The sequence below is a fragment of the Butyrivibrio sp. YAB3001 genome, assembly GCF_900112195.1.
Taxonomy (GTDB): domain Bacteria; phylum Bacillota; class Clostridia; order Lachnospirales; family Lachnospiraceae; genus Butyrivibrio.
Window position 1 is genome coordinate 26,881 of record NZ_FOKR01000025.1, and the last position, 18,942, is coordinate 45,822.

Below are 18,942 nucleotides of genomic sequence, written 5' to 3' on the forward strand. Positions count from 1 at the left end.
AGATATTCTTGCGCACAATAATACAAACGCGGAGGTTTTAAAATGAGTAAGAACTTTGATGATATTCTGGCAAAGCTTAAGACAGCTGAAAAGAAGAAGATGTCTGTTGCTGTAGCTCAGGACACACACGTACTTGAGGCTGTTAAGGTTGCCAAGGAGAGAGGAATCGTTGATGCAATCCTTGTTGGCGATAAGGAGCAGATCGAAGAAAAGGCCAAAGAAGTAAACATGGACCTTTCAGATTATGAGATCATTGATGTAAAGGATACTATCGAAGCTGCACGCACAGCTGTATCTCTTGTTCATGATGGCAAGGCTGATATTTATATGAAGGGTGCTCTTGAATCCAAAGATTTCCTTAAGAGCGTTCTTGATAAGGAAGTTGGACTTCGCACAGGTCGTCCTCTTTCACACGTCTGCGTTTTTGAAATTCCAGGCATTGATCGTCTTTTATTCCTTACAGACGTTGCTTTCATGCCATATCCAACACTTGAAGATAAGAAAGTTATTATTGAATATACAGTTGAAGTTGCAAGAGCTTGCGGCGTTGAATGCCCTAAGGTAGCTCCACTTGCAGCTGTTGAAGTTGTTAATCCTAAGATGCCTGTTACAGTAGAGGCAGCAGAACTTACAAAGATGAATGAGGCAGGCGAGATCAAGAACTGTATCGTTGACGGACCTCTTTCAATGGATCTTGCTATTGATCCTGAAGCTGCTAAGCATAAGGCTGGTGCTTTGGACAGAAAGATTGTCGGCGATGCTGATATTCTTCTTTTCCCTGATATTCACGCAGGAAACCTTACATACAAGACAATTGTAAGACTTGCAACAGTTAAGAACGGAAACATCCTTACAGGAACACAGGCACCTGTTATCCTTACATCAAGATCTGATTCAGTCGAGGTTAAGGTTAACTCAATCGCGCTTGCAGCTGTTGTTGCTGAAGATAAGAAAAAAGGAATACTGTAATCAAGATTTAAAATCAATTATACAGAGGAGATAGGAATCATGATCAAAAGTTTGATTATTAATCCAGGTTCAACATCTACAAAGGTTGGTATTTTTGAGGATGAGACTCTTGTAAAAGAGGAAACATTAAGACATAGTACAGAAGAAATCAATCAGTACGCAACAATCATTGATCAGAAGGATTTCCGTAAGAATATCATTCTTGATTTCCTGAAGAAAGAGAGCATTGATATCAAATCATTTAATGTAATCGTTGGAAGAGGCGGGCTTCTTCGTCCTATCCCGGGTGGCACTTACGAGTGTACAGACGCTCTTTTGGAAGACCTTAAAAAGGGTGTTCAGGGACAGCATGCATCTAACCTTGGTGGAATCCTTGCAAGAGAGATCGGTGATGAAATCGGCGTTCCTTCTTACATTGTTGACCCTGTTGTTGTAGATGAGATGGAGCCTGTAGCTCGTATTTCCGGTGTACCTGAAATTGAGCGTGTTTCAATCGACCATCCTCTTAATCAGAAGGCTGTTGCAAGAAGATATGCTAAAGAAATCGGCAAAAAATACGATGAGATCAGCGTAATTGTTGTACATATGGGTGGTGGTACTTCAACAGGCGTTCACAAGAACGGCAAGATGGTTGATGTATTTGCAGCACTTAATGGCGATGGAGCTTTCTCACCAGAGAGAGCAAACGGCATCCCTGCAAAGGCTCTTGTAGATATGTGCTTCTCAGGAAAGTATACATATGATGAGATGAAGAAGAAAATCGTTGGTGGTGGCGGACTTAACGCTTACCTTGGGACTAACGATATGAGAGAAGTTAACAAGATGTGCGAAGAAGGCAATGAAAAGGCAATTCTTGTTCGTGATGCTTTCATCTATCAGATTTGCAAGAATATCGGAGCTTGCGCTACAGTCCTTAAGGGCAAAGTTGACCAGATCATTCTTACAGGCGGTATCGCATACGGCCAGGTTATTACAGACGCTATCAAAGAGCGTGTTGACTGGATCTGCCCGGTTACTGTTTATCCTGGAGAAGATGAGCTTCTTGCACTTGCTCAGGGCGCTATCCGTGTAATGAACGGTGAAGAACAGGCTCAGAAATATTAATTGCCTTTCTGAACAATTTGATTTAGAAAAGCGTAGTTATTGCGTATCTTTGATTCAAAATTCAAGAATTTGACATAACAAAAGATGCAGTACACCGAAAATGTACTGCATCTTTTTTGCTTTCTGATTAATGAAAAAAGCTCTGTAAAGGATGTGCACTAGCGCCAAAGGAATATGTCGCAAGTAAGATTCTATCTTATCATTTTAGCTTGATATCATATTTAGTTCCAGCGGGTTCGCCCCTGACATTATATTTAGCGAACTGATTGGAAAAGTATCCCTGATAATTTTTCTTCGTCACCTCAGCCTTTCCGGTGACTACATCATCTACAAACATATCCATGCTATACTTTAAACTATACATAGAAGAGGCCATCTTCTTCATGATATTAATGGCATCTCGAGGATTATTTTTCATATAGTTTTCTATGTCATCTTCCCTGATACGAAGAAGAACAATATCATTATAAGCAATTACAGTATAAATTGCCGGCTTCTGAGCCAAAAGACCAAGCTCACCAAAAAAATCTCCGGTGGAAAGAATACCCAGAATCGCTTCTTTATCAGTGCCATAACCTGTATACAATTCAACACTTCCACGTACAATCTTGTACATGTCCATGTTTACTTCACCCTCATTCAGTATCACCGAACCAGCCTTTACTTCCATAATCATAGGCATAACCCTCCTTGTATATCAATGATAAACGATAAAACGACAATATTCAACATGATAAACGGATGTGAGTGTCACTAACAGTTCAGCGGGCAGCAGGATTTCTATGAACAGCCAGAAATACGCAGTTCTCGGACGAGCAGGATGATTTTCAAAATGAAGAATACAAGGGAGTCCGAATGTTTCGAACAGCGCTGAGATGAGGACTCCCTTGTATTATGAATTTATGAAAATCACCGCACAGACGAACACAAGTATTTCTGACTGTTCATGAAAGACAGCTGATAGATGGACTGTTACGAAATCCACATGGACTTTTTTGTCATTGTCGCGCCTTTGACAAGAAAATCCACTTTTTCTTAGTTCTTTATTCTGCTAAAATCAACCTTATGAGTAAACTAAGTGAAGACCTATATAAGAAAAGAATAAGCAGACAGTACCTGATTCTGGTCATAACACTAATATTCGTCCTGGCAACACTTGTGACCGGTTCACTCTATTTCAGGTTCTATAAAAACGACATAGTAAAGCAATCCGAGGCTAAAGCATACGACAAATACTTTGTCATGATAACAGGAAACTACAAATCCGATTTTTGGCAGTCAATATATAAGGGCGCTCTGGAAGTGGCAAAGGAGGCAAATATCTACGTCGATCTTCTTGGCGCAAACCTTTCCGGAGATTATTCCTGTGAGGACTTAATGAAAATAGCGATTGCATCCAAAGTTGACGGAATAATTGTCTATGCCAATGAGTCTGATACCATGACAGAACTGATAAATGAGGCTGTGGATAGCGGAATCCCTGTGGTGACGCTTTACGGCGACAGCACCCATTCAGAGAGACTGAGCTTTGTTGGTATTGGCGGATATAGTGTCGGCAAGATGTATGGCAAGCAGATCATTGATATTATCAAGGAAAAGAGAAGAGAAGATTTCATAGAATCTGATAATATCGATAACCGCACCAGCATAAAGGTGGCAGTACTTGCAAACGCTGATTCCCAGGACGCGGGACAGAATATCATCATATCTACCATGCAGGATACAATAAAGGATGAAAACGTCACGGACTCAGAGTTCGAAGTATCAATAGTAGCTGTGGACAATACTAATACTTTTTCTATAGAGGAATCAATCAGGGATATCTTTTTAAAAGAAGAGGTTCCTGATGTAATCGTATGCCTGAATGAGCTTAATACTGTTTGTACATATCAGGCAGTTGTTGATTTTAATATGGTTGGAGAGGTTAATATCCTTGGATACTATGATTCAGTGGATATAGTAAATGCAATTGACAGGGGAGGTGTTTACGCTACCATCTCAATTGATACCAAGCAGCTTGGAGAGTACAGCATTTCCGCACTTTTGGATTATTATGAGACAGGGAACACAAGTGAATACTATCTGGCAGACGTTACTCTGATCGACAGGGATAACGTGGCAGAGTTTATTCAGGGGGAGGACATTGATGGATAAATTTTTAAATCGTCCTCTTCAGACCAAGATCATCAGCGTCTGCGTGTTTGCCAACGTAATCATTTTCATAGTAAATATCTTTTTGATGCTCGGAATTAATAGCCTTTCCAACGACATGGAAATGGTTTATCAGGACAACCGTGCCTTGAATCAGCTCTCTGAGGCTCTCGACAATGTGCAGGATTCAATGACTGTCTATTTGAGCGCCAAGACCAGTGATTCTTTGGAAAACTACTATATAAGCGCTCAGAGATTTTCAGACCTTAGCAGTGAACTAGATGATAAGGTAACAGATTATTCTTTTAACAGAATTGAGCGAAATATCAAATATATGTCTCAGAGCTACTTAGAAAAAGTTGGGCAGACAATTGAGGCAAAGCGCGGGCGAAATGTGGAAAAATACCGCAATTACTATGAAACATCCACTGAATTATATAAAGATATTTCTCTTTATATTACAAACTTAAACCTTGAACTCTTTGCTATAAATTCAGAGAGTTTCATTGCTTTATTAAAAGCCTTCAGAGCATTTGAACTTGTGGGAGTGGCTGTGATGACTTTTGTTATGATAGGAAACGTAATAATCGTAACAAGCTTTGTCAAAGCAATGATAATGCCTCTAAGAAGGCTTTCGGATTCTGCAGATGAGGTGGCAGATGGAAACTTTGACGTTACACTTCCCGTTGTTACCTATAACGATGAAGTCGGGATTGTTATCGGCGCCTTCAATAAGATGGTCATCAGTATCAAGGAGTATATTGAGAAGCTCAAAGAGAGTATGGAAAAAGAAAGATATATGCAGGAAAAAGAGCTGATGATGGAAACTCATCTTAAGGATGCCCAGCTAAAATACCTTCAGGCACAGATAAATCCGCATTTTCTTTTTAATACCTTAAATGCCGGGGCGCAGCTTGCAATGATGGAAGGCGCAGATAAGACGTACGAGTATGTACAGACTGTCGCTGATTTTTTCAGATACAATGTAAAGAGCACAAACCATACCGGAAATCTGAGGGAAGAGGTTACTCTCGTTGATAATTATATACAGATTTTAAATGTTCGTTTTTCCGGGGATATTGGCTACGACAAACAGGTGGATGAAAGACTTCTCGACTACAAAATGCCCAGCATGATCCTGCAGCCAATAGTTGAAAATGCAGTAAATCACGGCATAAGAGAGATGATGGGAGAAGGCAAGATTCTTCTTAAAGTTTACAGAGAAGATGATGATGTCTGCATAAGCGTCATAGACAACGGTAAAGGCATAAGCGACGAGATAAAGGAAAAGATTCTTACCGGAAGTCTGATTCATGATGAGAACAGCTATGACAACAATGGAATAGCGATGGACAATGTCATTTCAAGACTCAGGCTTTTTGCAGGCAGAGAAGATGTTATAGAAATTATTTCAGAGGGAGAAAATAAGGGGTGCGAGATCAAGATACGTCTGCCCCTGGAGGGAAACACAGAATGTACAGAGTAATGCTTGCCGACGATGAAGGAATCGTAATAGATTCCATGAAATTTATTATAGAAAAAGAATTTGGAGGCGCCTGTCAGGTCGAATTTGCCAAGACAGGCCGAAAGGTCATCGAACTTGCTGAGAGCTTTAGGCCCGATATTGCGGTTATAGATATTCATATGCCCGGAATAAACGGCATTGATGCGATTAAAGAAATGAAGAATTTCTGCACCAATACTGTTTTTATCGTAATGTCAGCGTATGATAAATTCGATTATGCCAAAGAAGCCATTAAACTTGGGGTTCTTGAGTATATAACAAAGCCAATGGAAAAAATGAAGGTCATAAACGTTTTGAAAAAAGCCATGGCTCAGATTGACAGTGAGCGCGAAAAACGAAGTAACGAGCTTATGATAAAAGAAAAGCTTGAAACTGTTGAGCCTATCATCGAAAATGGTCTTATTTATGACATTCTTTTGCAGGAACACTTTGAAGAAGATATCGAGAGTTACAGGTCAATACTGGGGATAGAGGAAAACTACGGATATATGATGGCCATTGTCTGTGGCGATTCCCAGGAAGGCAACCACATGACCAATGCTATTGGAAGCTCTGTGAAAATTTCCGGAAAATATCAGGAAATCAGAGAAGGTGTAAAATCATTTTTTAACTGCAAGATAGGGAACGTAATGGCGAATAAGATTGCAGTGCTTATTCCATTGGAAAATGACAGCCTGGAATATAATGACAGAACAGAGCTGATTTACAGGGCAAGAGAAATGGCTAAGTATCTCCGTAAAAAGACTGACATTAGTTTCAGAGTGGGAATAGGAGGAGTCAAGCCCCTTCGCCAGCTCTCGGATTCTTATAAGGAAGCTCTTAATGCTCTTATAGATACTACCGGTTCAGTTGCCCATGCTGATGACCTTACCATAAGCTGTAATTATGAAGAGGACTACCCAAAGGCACTGGAAAAACCGCTGTTTGAAGCTGTCACAAAGGGCGATCTTAATGGCACCAGGGCAATCGCGGATAAATATTCTGACTGGATGTGCCAGAGAGCTAATGACGGCGATCTTATGTCCATGAGGCTTAAGGTTCTTGAATTTGCTCTTTACGCGGAGCACCTTGCCTATCAGAATGGCGGAATGACCTATCATTATTCCAGCAGGAACAACTATCTTCCGGAAATCATGGGGCTTAATACAACCGATGAATTAAAAAAATGGTTTATCGATAAGATAGAAAATGCCTGCAGGGACATTATCAGCAAGAAAGAAGAGCACTCCAACGACATAATGAAAACTGCCAAGGATTACATAGACAATAATTTTGAGAAGGATATCTCACTTGATAATGTCTCAAGAGTGGTAAACGTGTCGCCTTATTATTTCAGCAAGATCTTTAAGGAAGAAAATGGACTTAACTTTATCGAATATCTTACCAATGTAAGAATAGAGAAAGCAAAGAAACTTTTAGAGAATCCAAATCTTTCTATTAAAGAGATCTGCGCTTCCTGCGGCTATACCGATCCGAATTACTTCAGCAGGAGCTTTAAGAAAAATGTGGGGGTTACGCCGACAGAGTATAAGGAAGCGTTTACTGTAAGTGGGAGATGAGAGGTCTTAAGGTATGAAAAGAAGAACATCGTTTGCCGGGATGATTGCTACAATTGCAGCATTCTTCCTGCTTGTGGGCTGCGGGGCACAGCCGGTGGATACAGGGGCAAAGGAAAAACTTGATGATAAAAAAATACAGATTGGTATGTGCTTTGATTCTTTTGTTATAGAGAGATGGCAGCGTGACAGGGATGTTTTCGTATCTACGGCAAAAGAACTTGGGGCTGAGGTAAATGTACAGAATGCCAATGGCGATGAAATGCAGCAGAAAAAGCAGATAGAGTATTTCATCAAAAAAGGGATGGATGTTATCGTTATTATAAGCATAGACCCTGAGGCCATTGCAGATACAGTAAAAAAGGCGCAGGATGCAGGAATTAAAGTCATTGCCTACGACAGACCGATTGAAGGGGCTGGGACTGACCTGTATATTTCTTTTGACAATGAAAAGGTCGGTGAAATGATGGGGGAAGCATTCGTGCAGAACGGACTTACTGATGGAAAAGTAATCATGCTATGCGGCTCTCTTACTGATAAAAATGTTCCAATGGTTGAAGAAGGCTTTAAGAAAGTAATGGATGATAATGGAAATCAGGTTCTTGATGTTTATTATGCTGATGGATGGAGGGCAGAACTTGCAGGGAATTACATCTATGAGCACATGAAGCTTGTGGAGCAGGCTGATGCTATCATGTGCGGAAACGATGATCTTGCCAGCAAGGTTGTGTTTGCTCTTTCTGAAAAGAGACTTGCAGGAAAGAAGATGGTTGCAGGTCAGGACGCAGATCTTGAAGCGTGCCAGAGAATTGTTGAAGGAACGCAGCTAATGACAGTATACAAGCCAATTGAGAAGCTTGCGCAAAAGGCAGCAGAATCCGCTGTAAAGCTTGCAATGAATGAGGAGATAGAATCTGATAATCTTGATGTTTACGATGATGGAAAAAAAGAAGTGCCATATCTTAAGATTGATCCTATAAGCGTTACTGCGAAGAATATCGATGATGTGATAATTAAGAGCGGTTTCCACCTTAAAGAAGATGTGTACCTTAATGTTCCGGGGAAGTGATTATGAATTAACTGCATGATAATGGATTATTAAGCAGATAGTTCTTTAACAATGTCAACTTTAAAATTGGCAATTTGCAAACACTCTGGAATTAAAATCCAATAATGTGTAGTTCGATATAACGAAGATATATAGACGATGAGTAGCATTATATTAATATAATCCACCGTGCTGGCAAAAAAATGCTAGCACGGTATTTTTTTTATCTAAAATGTAATAAAAAATTGCTAAACATCGTAAATAATTGCTGATGTTTTTATGATAAATTGTTAAATGTAAAGAGCAGATGTTATTGCGGACCTGATAAAAGAACGCGATAACAACACATCTGACAATACCAAACAACTATATAGGGAGGATTTTTAGAAATGAAGAAAAAACTTTTAAGCGCATTCCTTTCAGTAGCTATGGCAGCATCATTACTTGTAGGCTGCGGAAGCGCAGGATCCGGAACAGAGACAACATCTACTTCAACTACATCTACTAAGACAGAAAGTTCTGGCGGCGGTAAAGTTGGTGTTGCAATGCCTACAAAGGATCTTCAGAGATGGAACCAGGACGGCGCAAACATGGAAGCTCAGCTCAAGGCAGCAGGCTATGATGTAGACCTTCAGTATGCTTCTAACGATATCGCTACTCAGGTTTCACAGATTGAAAATATGATCAGTTCAGGAGCTCAGGTTCTTGTAATCGCATCTATCGATGGTGATTCACTTGGAACAGTTCTTGCACAGGCTAAAGAAGCAGGCATCAAGGTTATCGCTTATGACCGTCTTATCATGAATTCAGACGCTGTTTCATATTATGCAACATTCGATAACTACATGGTTGGAACAAAGCAGGGCGAATACATCAAGGAAAAACTTGATCTTGATAACGCAGCTGGCCCATTCAACCTTGAGATCTTCACAGGTGACCCTGGTGATAACAATGCAAGATTCTTCTACGGCGGCGCTTATGACGTTCTTAAGCAGTACATCGACAGTGGCAAGCTTGTTGTTAAGTCAGGTCAGGTAGAATTTGACAACGTTGCTACAGCTAACTGGTCAACAGAGAATGCTCAGTCAAGAATGGATGCAATCATCTCAGCTAACTATGCTGATGGAACAAAGATCGATGCAGTTCTTTGCTCAAACGACTCAACAGCACTCGGTGTTACAAACTCTCTTGAAGCTAACTACACAGGTGAGTGGCCAATCATCACAGGTCAGGACTGTGACGTTGCAAACGTTAAGAACATGATCGCTGGCAAGCAGTCAATGTCAATTTTCAAGGATACACGTACACTTGCAGCTAAGACTGTAGAGATGGTTGACGCTATCATGAAGGGGACAGAAGCTCCTGTAAACGATACAAAGACATATGACAACGGAACAGGCGTAATTCCTTCATACCTTTGCGAACCTGTATTTGCAGATGCAAGCAACTACAAAGAGCTTCTTATCGATTCCGGATATTACACAGAAGATCAACTTAAGTGATAAAGGAATTCAAAGTCAAAAGATGCAGTGCTTGCACTGTGCAGCTTTTGACCTTGAAGACCGAACATACATGAGCAAGTAGAGCGGTAGCTCGGATTGTGAATGTATGTAGCATGACGAGAGCAAAGCGAAGTTATGCGATATCACGGAGAATATATAAATTGTGACGAGGCGGGGCGGATTCCGACCCGCCTCTTATAAGGAGAAAATTCTAAAGACAAAAAGGAGGAGGGCAAAGTGGAGCAGATAATCTTGGAAATGAAAAATATCACTAAAACCTTTCCCGGCGTAAAGGCGCTTGATAACGTTAATCTCAAGGTAGAAAAAGGTGAGATTCATGCGCTGGTTGGAGAAAATGGTGCAGGTAAATCCACACTTATGAATGTTCTTAGTGGTGTTTATCCATATGGCTCTTATACGGGCGATATCGTATACGATTCGCAGGTCTGTCAGTTCAATGCCATCAAGGATAGCGAAGCGAAAGGTATCGTTATTATTCATCAGGAACTTGCGCTTATTCCTTACATGACTATTGCTGAAAATATGTTCCTTGGAAATGAGAGAGGAACAAAGCTAAAAATAAATTGGGACGAGACCAATAAACTTGCAAGAAAATATCTTGATATAGTAGGACTTAAGGAAAGTACCCAGACATTGATTAAGGACATTGGTGTTGGTAAACAGCAGCTTGTTGAGATTGCAAAGGCTCTTTCAAAGGATGCAAAACTCCTTATTCTGGATGAGCCTACATCATCACTAAACGAAACTGATTCCAAGGCACTTCTTGATCTTATGCTTAAGCTAAAGAAAGAAAGAGGCCTTACATCAATCATTATTTCACACAAGCTCAACGAGGTTTCTTATGTTGCTGACAAGATCACAGTCATAAGAGACGGTTCAACTATCGAAACTCTTACAAAGGGAGTTGATGATTTCTCAGAGAGCAGAATCATCAAGGGAATGGTTGGACGAGAACTATCTGACAGATTCCCGAAGAGAGAGCCACATATCGGCGAGATAATGATGGAAGTAAAGAACTGGAATGTTTACCATCCTTTACATAAAGACAGAAAAGTTGTAGATGACGTAAATATCTATGTAAGAAAAGGCGAAGTTCTTGGTATTTCAGGACTTATGGGCGCGGGCAGAACAGAGCTTGCCATGAGTATTTTTGGAAAGAGCTATGGCGAAAACATATCCGGCGAGATTCGCATAAATGGAGAGTCTGTTCAGCTTAATACTGTAAGCAGCGCGATCAAGCACGGACTTGCCTATGTAACAGAGGATAGAAAAGGTAACGGCCTTATTTTATCAAACCCTATAAAAATCAATACAACATTGGCTAACCTTGATGATGTAAGCCATAACACAGTAATTGATAAGCATAAAGAATTTGCTGTTGCAGTTGATTATAAGGAAAAGCTAAAGACAAAATGTCCGTCAGTTGAACAAAATGTCGGTAACTTAAGTGGTGGTAATCAGCAGAAAGTTCTTTTGGCGAAATGGATGTTTGCAAATCCGGATATTCTTATCCTGGATGAACCTACAAGAGGTATCGATGTAGGCGCGAAGTATGAAATTTATTGCATTATCAACCAACTGGTAGCTGAGGGCAAATCAGTTATCATGATTTCTTCCGAACTTCCTGAGATTCTTGGTATGTGCGACAGAATATACGTAATGAATGAAGGTAAGATGGTCGGAGAACTTGATGGTAAGGATGCAACACAGGAAAAAATAATGACTTATATTTTACAGTCAGCTGGCTGATAAGGAGGAGAAGATGAATAAGGAGCAGATATTTGGTTTTTTGAAAAAAAATACCATGATCATAGTTCTGGTAATAGTTTTAGCATTTTTTGCATGGCAGACAGGGGGAGCAATCCTTCTTCCCATGAACGTAAGTAACCTGATCTCACAGAATGCATATGTGTTCATTCTTGCAACAGGTATGCTGCTTTGTATTTTGACAGGTGGTAACATCGACCTTTCAGTAGGTTCAGTAGTATGTTTCGTTGGAGCGATTGGCGCTATCCTAATGGTGAACTTGAATGTTCCTGTATGGCTCACAATTCTTACAATGATTCTCATTGGTACAGCAATCGGCGCATTCCAGGGCTTCTGGATCGCTTTTGTAAGAATTCCTCCTTTCATCGTAACACTTGCAGGAATGCTTGCATTCAGAGGACTTTCAAACGTTGTACTTAACGGACTTACAGTTTCAATCAAAGATAAGACAACATTCGTAAACCTCTTTGGTGGTGGCGCAGACTGCTATATCCCGGATTTCTTTGGCGGCGCAGATCTTAACCTCACATGTCTTTTCGGCGGAATTGTTGCAGCTATAGTACTTGTAGCTCTTCAGCTTATTAGCAGAAAGAAAAAACTTGAGAGCAACTACGACCTTGAGCCATTCTGGGCTTTCTGTCTTAAGATGATCGTTCTTGCAGGAGTTCTTGTTGTTTTTGCTTACAAGCTTTCACAGCACAAAGGTATTCCTACAGTTCTTATCTGGGTTCTTGTTGTAGTTCTGATCTATGGCTACATCACAAGCAATACAACAGTAGGACGTTACTTTTACGCAGTTGGTGGTAACGAAAAGGCAACAAAGCTTTCCGGTATCGATACTAACAAGGTTTACTTCCTTGCATACACAAACATGGGATTTCTTGCAGCTCTTGCAGGAATGGTAACAATTGCCCGTCTTACATCAGCTCAGCCTACATACGGCCAGAACTATGAGATGGATGCCATCGGTTCCTGCTTCATCGGTGGAGCATCAGCTTACGGCGGAATCGGAACAGTTCCCGGAGTTATCGTTGGTGCCGTTCTCATGGGCGTTATCAACCTTGGTATGTCACTTATGGGCGTTGATGCCAACATGCAGAAGGTTGTAAAAGGTGTAGTTCTTCTTGCAGCAGTTATCTTCGACGTAGTTTCAAAACGTGGCGGAAAGATGATCGTGAAGAACTGATGAATGTGATGGTCTGAAAGAAAAAGAGCGCAATTATTGAGAAATATTCAAGAATGCAAGATTCTGATTGTGAATAAAAAGATATAACATAAGCAACACTCCTATGGTTCAATCTGAGCATAGGAGTGTTTTACTATTTTGTGATAATTACTTTGATACTAATATGAAACAAAACTGTTCTTCTAAGAATGTAACTTATCTCTGATTGAAGACTATATAGTAGATTTTAAGTATGTTATAAGATTTTTTCATTCTATTGTGTTTAGATTTATGTCAATCCGAGTTAATATTTCAGGAAGGATTTTGACGGAATTGACCTTGTATCTCTCTCGAAGTGTTTCAAGGAGTTCTTTTTTGCCTGTGTTAGTCATCTCAATTGTGCTGCAGAAGATACATAAAGCTGAATCTGCAACCTGCCTACTAAACGGGTTCATTTGAATCAGAAGACTATCAATCAGTAGAGATATGCTTGAGAAAGCATCAGTTCCATATGAGGTAAAAGATATCTGTTGCAGAGAATAAAACTCCTCTATCTGTGAATAGTCTAAATCAGCAGTGTATAAATCCTGAAGATAACTGTTTGCTGTTTCTGTCAATGCTCTTTCAATGTCTTTTAGGTTTACAAGAAATCCTTCATCATCATATTTGTGCGCAGCTATACTGATTGGAAGGTTAGTAACTCCTCGCGTTATAAAAAGACTGATAGTATATAGATCACTGTCTGCAATATGAGACGTGATCGTTTCAGGGAAAACATATACTTTCGAATTCTTGGTATTAATTGGATTACGCCTGGCAATGCCATTTTTATTGTTCTCATGGGAAGAAACGATTATTTCTTCACCTTTCGTTGCATTCACTCTAATGTATACGGAAATTCTGTAATATTCATCAAGCATACAGATGGCATTTTCAAATTTTTCCTGTGAAATAATTTCTGAAATCATGAACGGTTGAATATGTTCAATATATTTCTTGATATATTCAAGCTTGTCTATTCCCACGTAGTCAAGATATTTGAAAAGATGCGTGTTTAGTCCTGATGCGTGCTCGGATTCATCAAGCCTTATTCTTTCAAGTTTGGCCAGACGTCGCAGACGCTTGCATAAATTCTTCTTTTTAGTCAGGTCATTTTCTGATTTCAGATTATTACCTTTAGTTTCGGGTATAATGCCAATCTTGTTGGTAATAATTTCATTGTTATCAGAGGGAAGATTAACATTAGAAGACAGATCGACATCGGAAAATAGATTAACAATGTAAGATAGGATTCTTTTTTGAAATGAAGAATCTCCTTTTCTAAAGAGTTCTATAAGCTGTTTCTCATCTCCGCTTAGATAATAGCAAGGATCAATATTTGCAGTGGTACTAAATTTATCATCTGCAGAATCAGTGCCAGTCTCATTGTTATCAAATAAGTCTACGGGTGAAAGATTAAGTGTCTTGCATATAATATTTATTTTCCCGGCAGAAGGATTAAACCCCTTCCTTTTCCAATCGCATATTGTGCTTTCGGCAATGCCCGTCATCTTTGAAAACTCTTTTTGACTTATTCCGCGTTCCTTAAGTATGGAAATAATCTTTTCACCAATCTGCATAGACCCACCTCGACAAATATAAAACTAAAATTCGGTTAATCGAATTATAAAGTCAAAGTGGTGTTTTGTCAAATTGTTAGTACTAGAAAAAGAGCATGCGTGTGTGCATACTCTTTTTAGTATTTAACTATGACTATATTAATGGGTACTGCTTTTAATGGTATCAAGTAATACTTAAATCCTCATCCAAATTAGATAAATCAATTTCATACATCTTATTGTCTTGCATTATCCGTTAACTCCTTTTCGAGTGAAGAAAAGTTTATGTTGAAGGTGAATTTTTGTGTGCATCCTCGTATTCAGCCAGGAGTTTTTCTTGATATCCAAAGTCATTAATGGCCTTTCGTATATCATCTTCACGTCCATTATCCTGCAACCAACGATAGAGATTGTTTACATATTTGGCTCCCTGACGTTGACCAATCACAATGCCTTGACTTTGTCCAATTTCAATCCCCTTCTCCAAATTTTCATCCGCAACAACATGGTAATAATCTTCAGCGGTGCATTCTAGAGTGCTCATATCAATAGCCTCCTGTTTGTTGGCGGTAAAGAACTCTTTCAGGACATTCTCAGAAATGCACTCATCAATTGCCTTTGTTACAGCTTTCTCGATGAGAGCTTTCTTATGCTTCTGATACTCATCCTTACCGTGAATTATAATCTGTTCGTGAGTATATTTTCTCACTTTTGATACAAAAATGGAATAGCCTCGAAGTGTTTCGCAAGACTCCATAAGCTGTTTGTTGCGTCCTTCATTGACGTTGAGTACAGTTACTACAAGCTCCATGCTTGGCGGAGTGACAGGTTTAATGAACATATCTGATAGACGATACTCAAATGAATCCGGAAGAGGAGTAGTTCCGTTATAGAACACAAAAAAACGCGGTGTTTGGATTTTTAATTGCGTGGTTTTATAGGTATCACTGATCTTAAAAAGCTTTTTGTAAGAGCTTGCAATATAGAACAGATCTCTAAGCGGGATGTTTGGACACGGAGTAGAGTTGTGCTCATACAGATTAATTTCATAATCCAGGATAAAAGATACATCGTTCTTCATTCCAAGAAATGTATTGCCGTTCAATGTACGAATGGTCAAATCATCCAGGTTTGTGTAATTGGTTTTGTTGATTGCATTGTATAGTTCAAGCAATCGTCTTTTGTCAGAATATAGCATCCTGAACACAGTATCCTTGTGATTCTTGTTGTTTAGTTTCATGCAAAATGAATCTCCTTATTATGTTATTTATTTCTGCTTTCTGTGAAAAGTGGCTGAAATGCCTGTGGTACAGAATGGAACAGATACCGCAAACGCGGACAAAGACTAGGTTAGCACAAAATTATTAAGATTTAGGTGTGAAAATTATTAATCTTTCTACAGAATTTGGAATTTTTAGGAATTAGAACAGATTACAGTGTTGAATAGGATGGAACTATATTGGTAATTATCATTGAAAAACTATTAATAGTATATTTAGATGCATTGAAAAATAAAGGATTTCAAATAAGAAATAGATTTTATAGGATAAAACGATGTGAGACATATTTTTGTTTCATATCGTTTTCTTTATTTCTGATTATAGAAAAACGCCTTGTTGAGCCGCTTGCTGACTATTTGAGCGTTCCGAAAAGTGTACTTTTTGGAACAGGAAAGTGGGTATGTGGTGAATATACTGATAATAGAGTGAGAGTACATTGTTTTAAGCCAGATTCACAAATATGCGAAATAAAGCTCAGCAATAATCAGTGTTTACAAAAAGTAATTGACATTATTAACGATAATGTAGATAATACATAAGGATATTAATAATAGAGTTAAATAGATATAGAGATATTATAAATATATCCGTTTGGCTGTTCCCAAAAGTACACTTTTTGGAACAACGAATATTATGAGATATTTGCCGGCTATCAGTTTAGTATTTTTTCTCATTCACATTTTAATTAACACTGAATGAGAAAACACATTAGTCTGACTGATCATGGCATGGGTGGAGATTATTGTGGAAAAGAAAAAGCTATTAGTGACAGCGTCTACATTCCCTCGTTGGGATAAAGATACTGAACCAAGGTTTGTGTTGGATTTGTGCAAAGCAATGTCTGAATACTTTGATATTACCGTGATGGTTCCGGCATGTCCCGGTTCCAAGGATAAAGAAATCCTCGAAGGCATCAAAGTAATCCGTTATCACTATTTTCCTATTCACAAGTTTGAAACCTTATGTTATCCGGGAGCAATTGTTCCAAGAATAAAGGAAAAGAAAATTCGCGCCTTATTGGTTCCATTCCTTTTCTTAGGGCTGTGGAACGCTCTTAGGAAAAACATAAATAACTACGATTTCGTTCATGCCCACTGGTTAATTCCGCAGGGCATTGTTCAGAGCTTTTTCAAAAAGCCATATATCGTTACGGGCCATGGCGGCGATGTCTGCTCACTCAATAAAGGCATTGTGCGTAAGCTTAAAATCCGCTGCATCAAAAATGCGCAGCACGTGACAGTAGTTTCCGAGCACCTCAAAGATAGAGTTCACGAACTTGTTCCAAATGTTCCGATTGATGTCATCCCCATGGGAGTAGACACCAGTGCCTTTGGACCACAGTACAGAGTAGAGAACTACTTTGGACAGGGTGATAAAAAAGTTGTCCTGTTTGTCGGAAGATTAGCTGAGATAAAAGGCGTTACCTATTTAATAGAAGCAATGAGAAATATAGATGCTCTATTAGTTATCGTCGGTGATGGACCGTTAAGAGCTGAATTAGAGCAGCAAGCATATACACAGGCGCTACAAAAAGATGAAAATGCCAAATTCCCTGATGAAATAATTAAGTTAGGTGGCAAGCGATTTGGAAATGTCGTGTTCCTCGGTGGAAAATCCCACGAACAATTGTCAACTATTTATGCATCAGCAGATATCTTTTGCATGCCTTCTATTACGACATCAAAAGGTGAATCAGAAGGTTTTGGATTGGTAATGCTTGAGGCTATGGCATCAGGCCTTCCTGTTGTAGCAAGCAATTCGGGAGGAATACCACAGTTGGTAAAAGATGGCGAAAACGGCCTTCTTTGTGAAGAGAAAAATGTGTGGCAGATTGCGGATAATATAGAGACTCTACTTGCTGACGCAGAACAATATCAAAAAATTCAGAAGAATGGTTTTGAGGCGTCAAAAGCTGGATCGTATGCAGCTAAAGCAAGACTATTTAAAAAGTGTTTAGATACAGAAAAAGAAATGGAAGGAATCAATTTAGTACTAGGCCATGACATTGATTCAGGGACTTAAGAAATTATCACAAAACAGCATATTGTTTGAGAAACTAGTTTACTGTGGCTTTTTGGTTTCTGGATTTATAAATAGATTTCTTTTCTTGATACTCCATTTATTGCCTATAAACAGGAAAAAAATTGTCTTTTGTAATATGAAGGGAATTCGTTATGGTGATAATCCAATGTATATATCAGAGCGTCTTCATGAAAAGAAAAGGGATTATGAAATAGTTTGGCTTTTAAATAAAAATGTTGAAATGGACATTCCTGATTATGTAAAGCGTGTTGATTATGGTTATTGGAATAATATGTATCAGCTATCAACATCCGCAGTATGGGTTGATTCTAATTTAAAAGATTTTGGTACATATAAGTCTCGAAAGCAATTATACGTACAAACATGGCATGGAAGCTATGGAATAAAGAAAATAGCACTTGATCTGGGAAAGAACTTACCAAAGTTTGACAAGGTTCTATATCCATTCAATTCCAAAATAGCTGATGTAATTGTTTCAAATAGTAAGAAAACATCTCAAATCTATAAAAGAGCGTTTGGTTATAACAAAAAGCTTCTAGAAGTAGGAAGTCCAAGAAATGACATATTTTTCAATGATCCAAATGAGATAAAAAATAAAGTTTTCAAATTTTTTGGCATAAGAGAAGCACATATTTTGTTGTATGCTCCAACTTTTCGAAGTGATTACAATATGGATTTCTTCAATATCGATATGGAGAGATTACATGAGGAATTAGTAAAGAAGTATGGCGGTGATTGGTATATCTTGGTGCGTTTGCATCCAAATAATCTTAAAGAAGCAAAACATATAAAATATAACGATTATGTCCTTAATGCTTCTGATTATAGCGTAATGCAAGAACTGTTGGTTGCTGCGGATGTATTATTAACGGATTATTCAAGCTGCATGTTTGATTATATTACCAAACCAAAAACATGTTTTATTTATGCTCCGGACTTGGATAAATACGAAAATGATAGAGGAAACTATTGGAGAATGAGCGAGTTGCCATTTCCGCTTGCTACAACTAATGACGAGTTATTTGATAATATTCGCAGTTTTGATAATGAAGAATATGTTCAAAGCGTAAAGAAATTACATGAGCTAGTGGGATCGTGTGAAACGGGTAGTGCAGCAGACAAAGTTGCGGATTACATAATTGATTTTGTTGAAAAAGGCAGAAAATAGCGGAGGAACAAAGCACAACATATCAGTTGAGCTTGGGAGAAAGAT

General features: G+C 38.8%; 14 protein-coding genes. 11 read left to right on the plus strand and 3 right to left on the minus strand.

The genetic code is table 11. The features are described from left to right. Window positions 1-42: 42 nt before the first annotated feature. Together ptb and buk are read left to right on the plus strand one after the other, a co-directional pair. Window positions 43-969 (plus strand): phosphate butyryltransferase, encoded by a 927-nt coding sequence (ptb, locus tag BM086_RS18365; protein WP_092330903.1) that lies wholly within the window; start codon window positions 43-45, stop codon window positions 967-969. Between the two features lie 39 nt (window positions 970-1,008). After that, entirely contained in the window at window positions 1,009-2,073 is a 1,065-nt protein-coding gene (gene buk / locus BM086_RS18370; RefSeq protein WP_092330908.1) for a butyrate kinase, read from the plus strand. A 199-nt stretch (window positions 2,074-2,272) separates the two neighbouring features. On the opposite strand, the gene BM086_RS18375 is transcribed toward buk, so the two are convergent. Further along, window positions 2,273-2,749: a Crp/Fnr family transcriptional regulator gene (locus BM086_RS18375; protein ID WP_175560367.1), complete on the minus strand. Its 477-nt coding sequence runs from the start codon at window positions 2,747-2,749 to the stop codon at window positions 2,273-2,275. Between the two features lie 389 nt (window positions 2,750-3,138). Between BM086_RS18375 and BM086_RS18380 the strand changes: the two genes are divergently transcribed. The 7 genes from BM086_RS18380 (at window position 3,139) to mmsB (ending at window position 12,829) form a co-directional block, all read left to right on the plus strand. Further along, a complete protein-coding gene (locus BM086_RS18380) occupies window positions 3,139-4,227 on the plus strand; it encodes a sugar ABC transporter substrate-binding protein (protein WP_092330917.1) in 1,089 nt (362 codons plus the stop codon). Continuing rightward, window positions 4,220-5,710, plus strand: a complete 1,491-nt coding sequence (locus BM086_RS18385) for a sensor histidine kinase (RefSeq protein ID WP_092330921.1) — start codon at window positions 4,220-4,222, stop codon at window positions 5,708-5,710. The genes BM086_RS18380 and BM086_RS18385 overlap by 8 nt, the downstream gene beginning before the upstream one ends. Continuing rightward, entirely contained in the window at window positions 5,698-7,308 is a 1,611-nt protein-coding gene (locus BM086_RS18390; protein ID WP_092330924.1) for a helix-turn-helix domain-containing protein, read from the plus strand. Before BM086_RS18385 ends, BM086_RS18390 begins: the two co-directional genes overlap by 13 nt. Before the next feature lie 13 nt (window positions 7,309-7,321). Continuing rightward, window positions 7,322-8,374, plus strand: coding sequence for a sugar ABC transporter substrate-binding protein (locus BM086_RS18395; protein WP_092330927.1), 1,053 nt, complete (start codon window positions 7,322-7,324; stop codon window positions 8,372-8,374). Between the two features lie 368 nt (window positions 8,375-8,742). After that, window positions 8,743-9,855, plus strand: a complete 1,113-nt coding sequence (chvE, locus tag BM086_RS18400; RefSeq protein ID WP_092330931.1) for a multiple monosaccharide ABC transporter substrate-binding protein — start codon at window positions 8,743-8,745, stop codon at window positions 9,853-9,855. 237 nt (window positions 9,856-10,092) lie between these two features. Next, window positions 10,093-11,625: a multiple monosaccharide ABC transporter ATP-binding protein gene (mmsA, locus tag BM086_RS18405; RefSeq protein ID WP_092330936.1), complete on the plus strand. Its 1,533-nt coding sequence runs from the start codon at window positions 10,093-10,095 to the stop codon at window positions 11,623-11,625. Between the two features lie 13 nt (window positions 11,626-11,638). Continuing rightward, window positions 11,639-12,829 carry a multiple monosaccharide ABC transporter permease gene (gene mmsB / locus BM086_RS18410; protein WP_092330941.1) on the plus strand — a complete coding sequence of 397 codons (1,191 nt, stop codon included), beginning with the start codon at window positions 11,639-11,641 and terminating at the stop codon, window positions 12,827-12,829. A gap of 248 nt (window positions 12,830-13,077) precedes the next feature. Here mmsB and BM086_RS18415 read toward each other — a convergent pair whose 3' ends face one another. Then, window positions 13,078-14,427, minus strand: coding sequence for a helix-turn-helix domain-containing protein (locus tag BM086_RS18415; protein WP_092330946.1), 1,350 nt, complete (start codon window positions 14,425-14,427; stop codon window positions 13,078-13,080). 262 nt (window positions 14,428-14,689) lie between these two features. Continuing rightward, on the minus strand, window positions 14,690-15,646 hold the full coding sequence (locus BM086_RS18420) for a hypothetical protein (protein WP_092330950.1): 957 nt from the start codon (window positions 15,644-15,646) through the stop codon (window positions 14,690-14,692). 784 nt (window positions 15,647-16,430) lie between these two features. Between BM086_RS18420 and BM086_RS18430 the strand changes: the two genes are divergently transcribed. Then, the gene (locus BM086_RS18430; RefSeq protein ID WP_175560368.1) at window positions 16,431-17,708 is read left to right on the plus strand and encodes a glycosyltransferase family 4 protein; all 1,278 of its coding nucleotides are present in this window, start codon (window positions 16,431-16,433) and stop codon (window positions 17,706-17,708) included. Continuing rightward, on the plus strand, window positions 17,686-18,897 hold the full coding sequence (locus tag BM086_RS18435) for a CDP-glycerol glycerophosphotransferase family protein (RefSeq protein WP_092330962.1): 1,212 nt from the start codon (window positions 17,686-17,688) through the stop codon (window positions 18,895-18,897). Before BM086_RS18430 ends, BM086_RS18435 begins: the two co-directional genes overlap by 23 nt. Window positions 18,898-18,942: the final 45 nt, after the last annotated feature.

Bases quoted from the DNA above. Each gene is read 5' to 3' on its own strand.
- BM086_RS18395 (WP_092330927.1), top strand. From the start codon at position 7,322: ATGAAAAGAAGAACATCGTTTGCCGGGATGATTGCTACAATTGCAGCA.
- BM086_RS18435 (WP_092330962.1), top strand. From the start codon at position 17,686: ATGACATTGATTCAGGGACTTAAGAAATTATCACAAAACAGCATATTG.
- buk (WP_092330908.1), top strand. From the start codon at position 1,009: ATGATCAAAAGTTTGATTATTAATCCAGGTTCAACATCTACAAAGGTT.
- BM086_RS18375 (WP_175560367.1), bottom strand. From the start codon at position 2,749: ATGATTATGGAAGTAAAGGCTGGTTCGGTGATACTGAATGAGGGTGAA.
- BM086_RS18390 (WP_092330924.1), top strand. From the start codon at position 5,698: ATGTACAGAGTAATGCTTGCCGACGATGAAGGAATCGTAATAGATTCC.
- mmsB (WP_092330941.1), top strand. From the start codon at position 11,639: ATGAATAAGGAGCAGATATTTGGTTTTTTGAAAAAAAATACCATGATC.
- ptb (WP_092330903.1), top strand. From the start codon at position 43: ATGAGTAAGAACTTTGATGATATTCTGGCAAAGCTTAAGACAGCTGAA.
- BM086_RS18385 (WP_092330921.1), top strand. From the start codon at position 4,220: ATGGATAAATTTTTAAATCGTCCTCTTCAGACCAAGATCATCAGCGTC.
- BM086_RS18415 (WP_092330946.1), bottom strand. From the start codon at position 14,427: ATGCAGATTGGTGAAAAGATTATTTCCATACTTAAGGAACGCGGAATA.
- chvE (WP_092330931.1), top strand. From the start codon at position 8,743: ATGAAGAAAAAACTTTTAAGCGCATTCCTTTCAGTAGCTATGGCAGCA.
- BM086_RS18420 (WP_092330950.1), bottom strand. From the start codon at position 15,646: ATGAAACTAAACAACAAGAATCACAAGGATACTGTGTTCAGGATGCTA.
- BM086_RS18380 (WP_092330917.1), top strand. From the start codon at position 3,139: ATGAGTAAACTAAGTGAAGACCTATATAAGAAAAGAATAAGCAGACAG.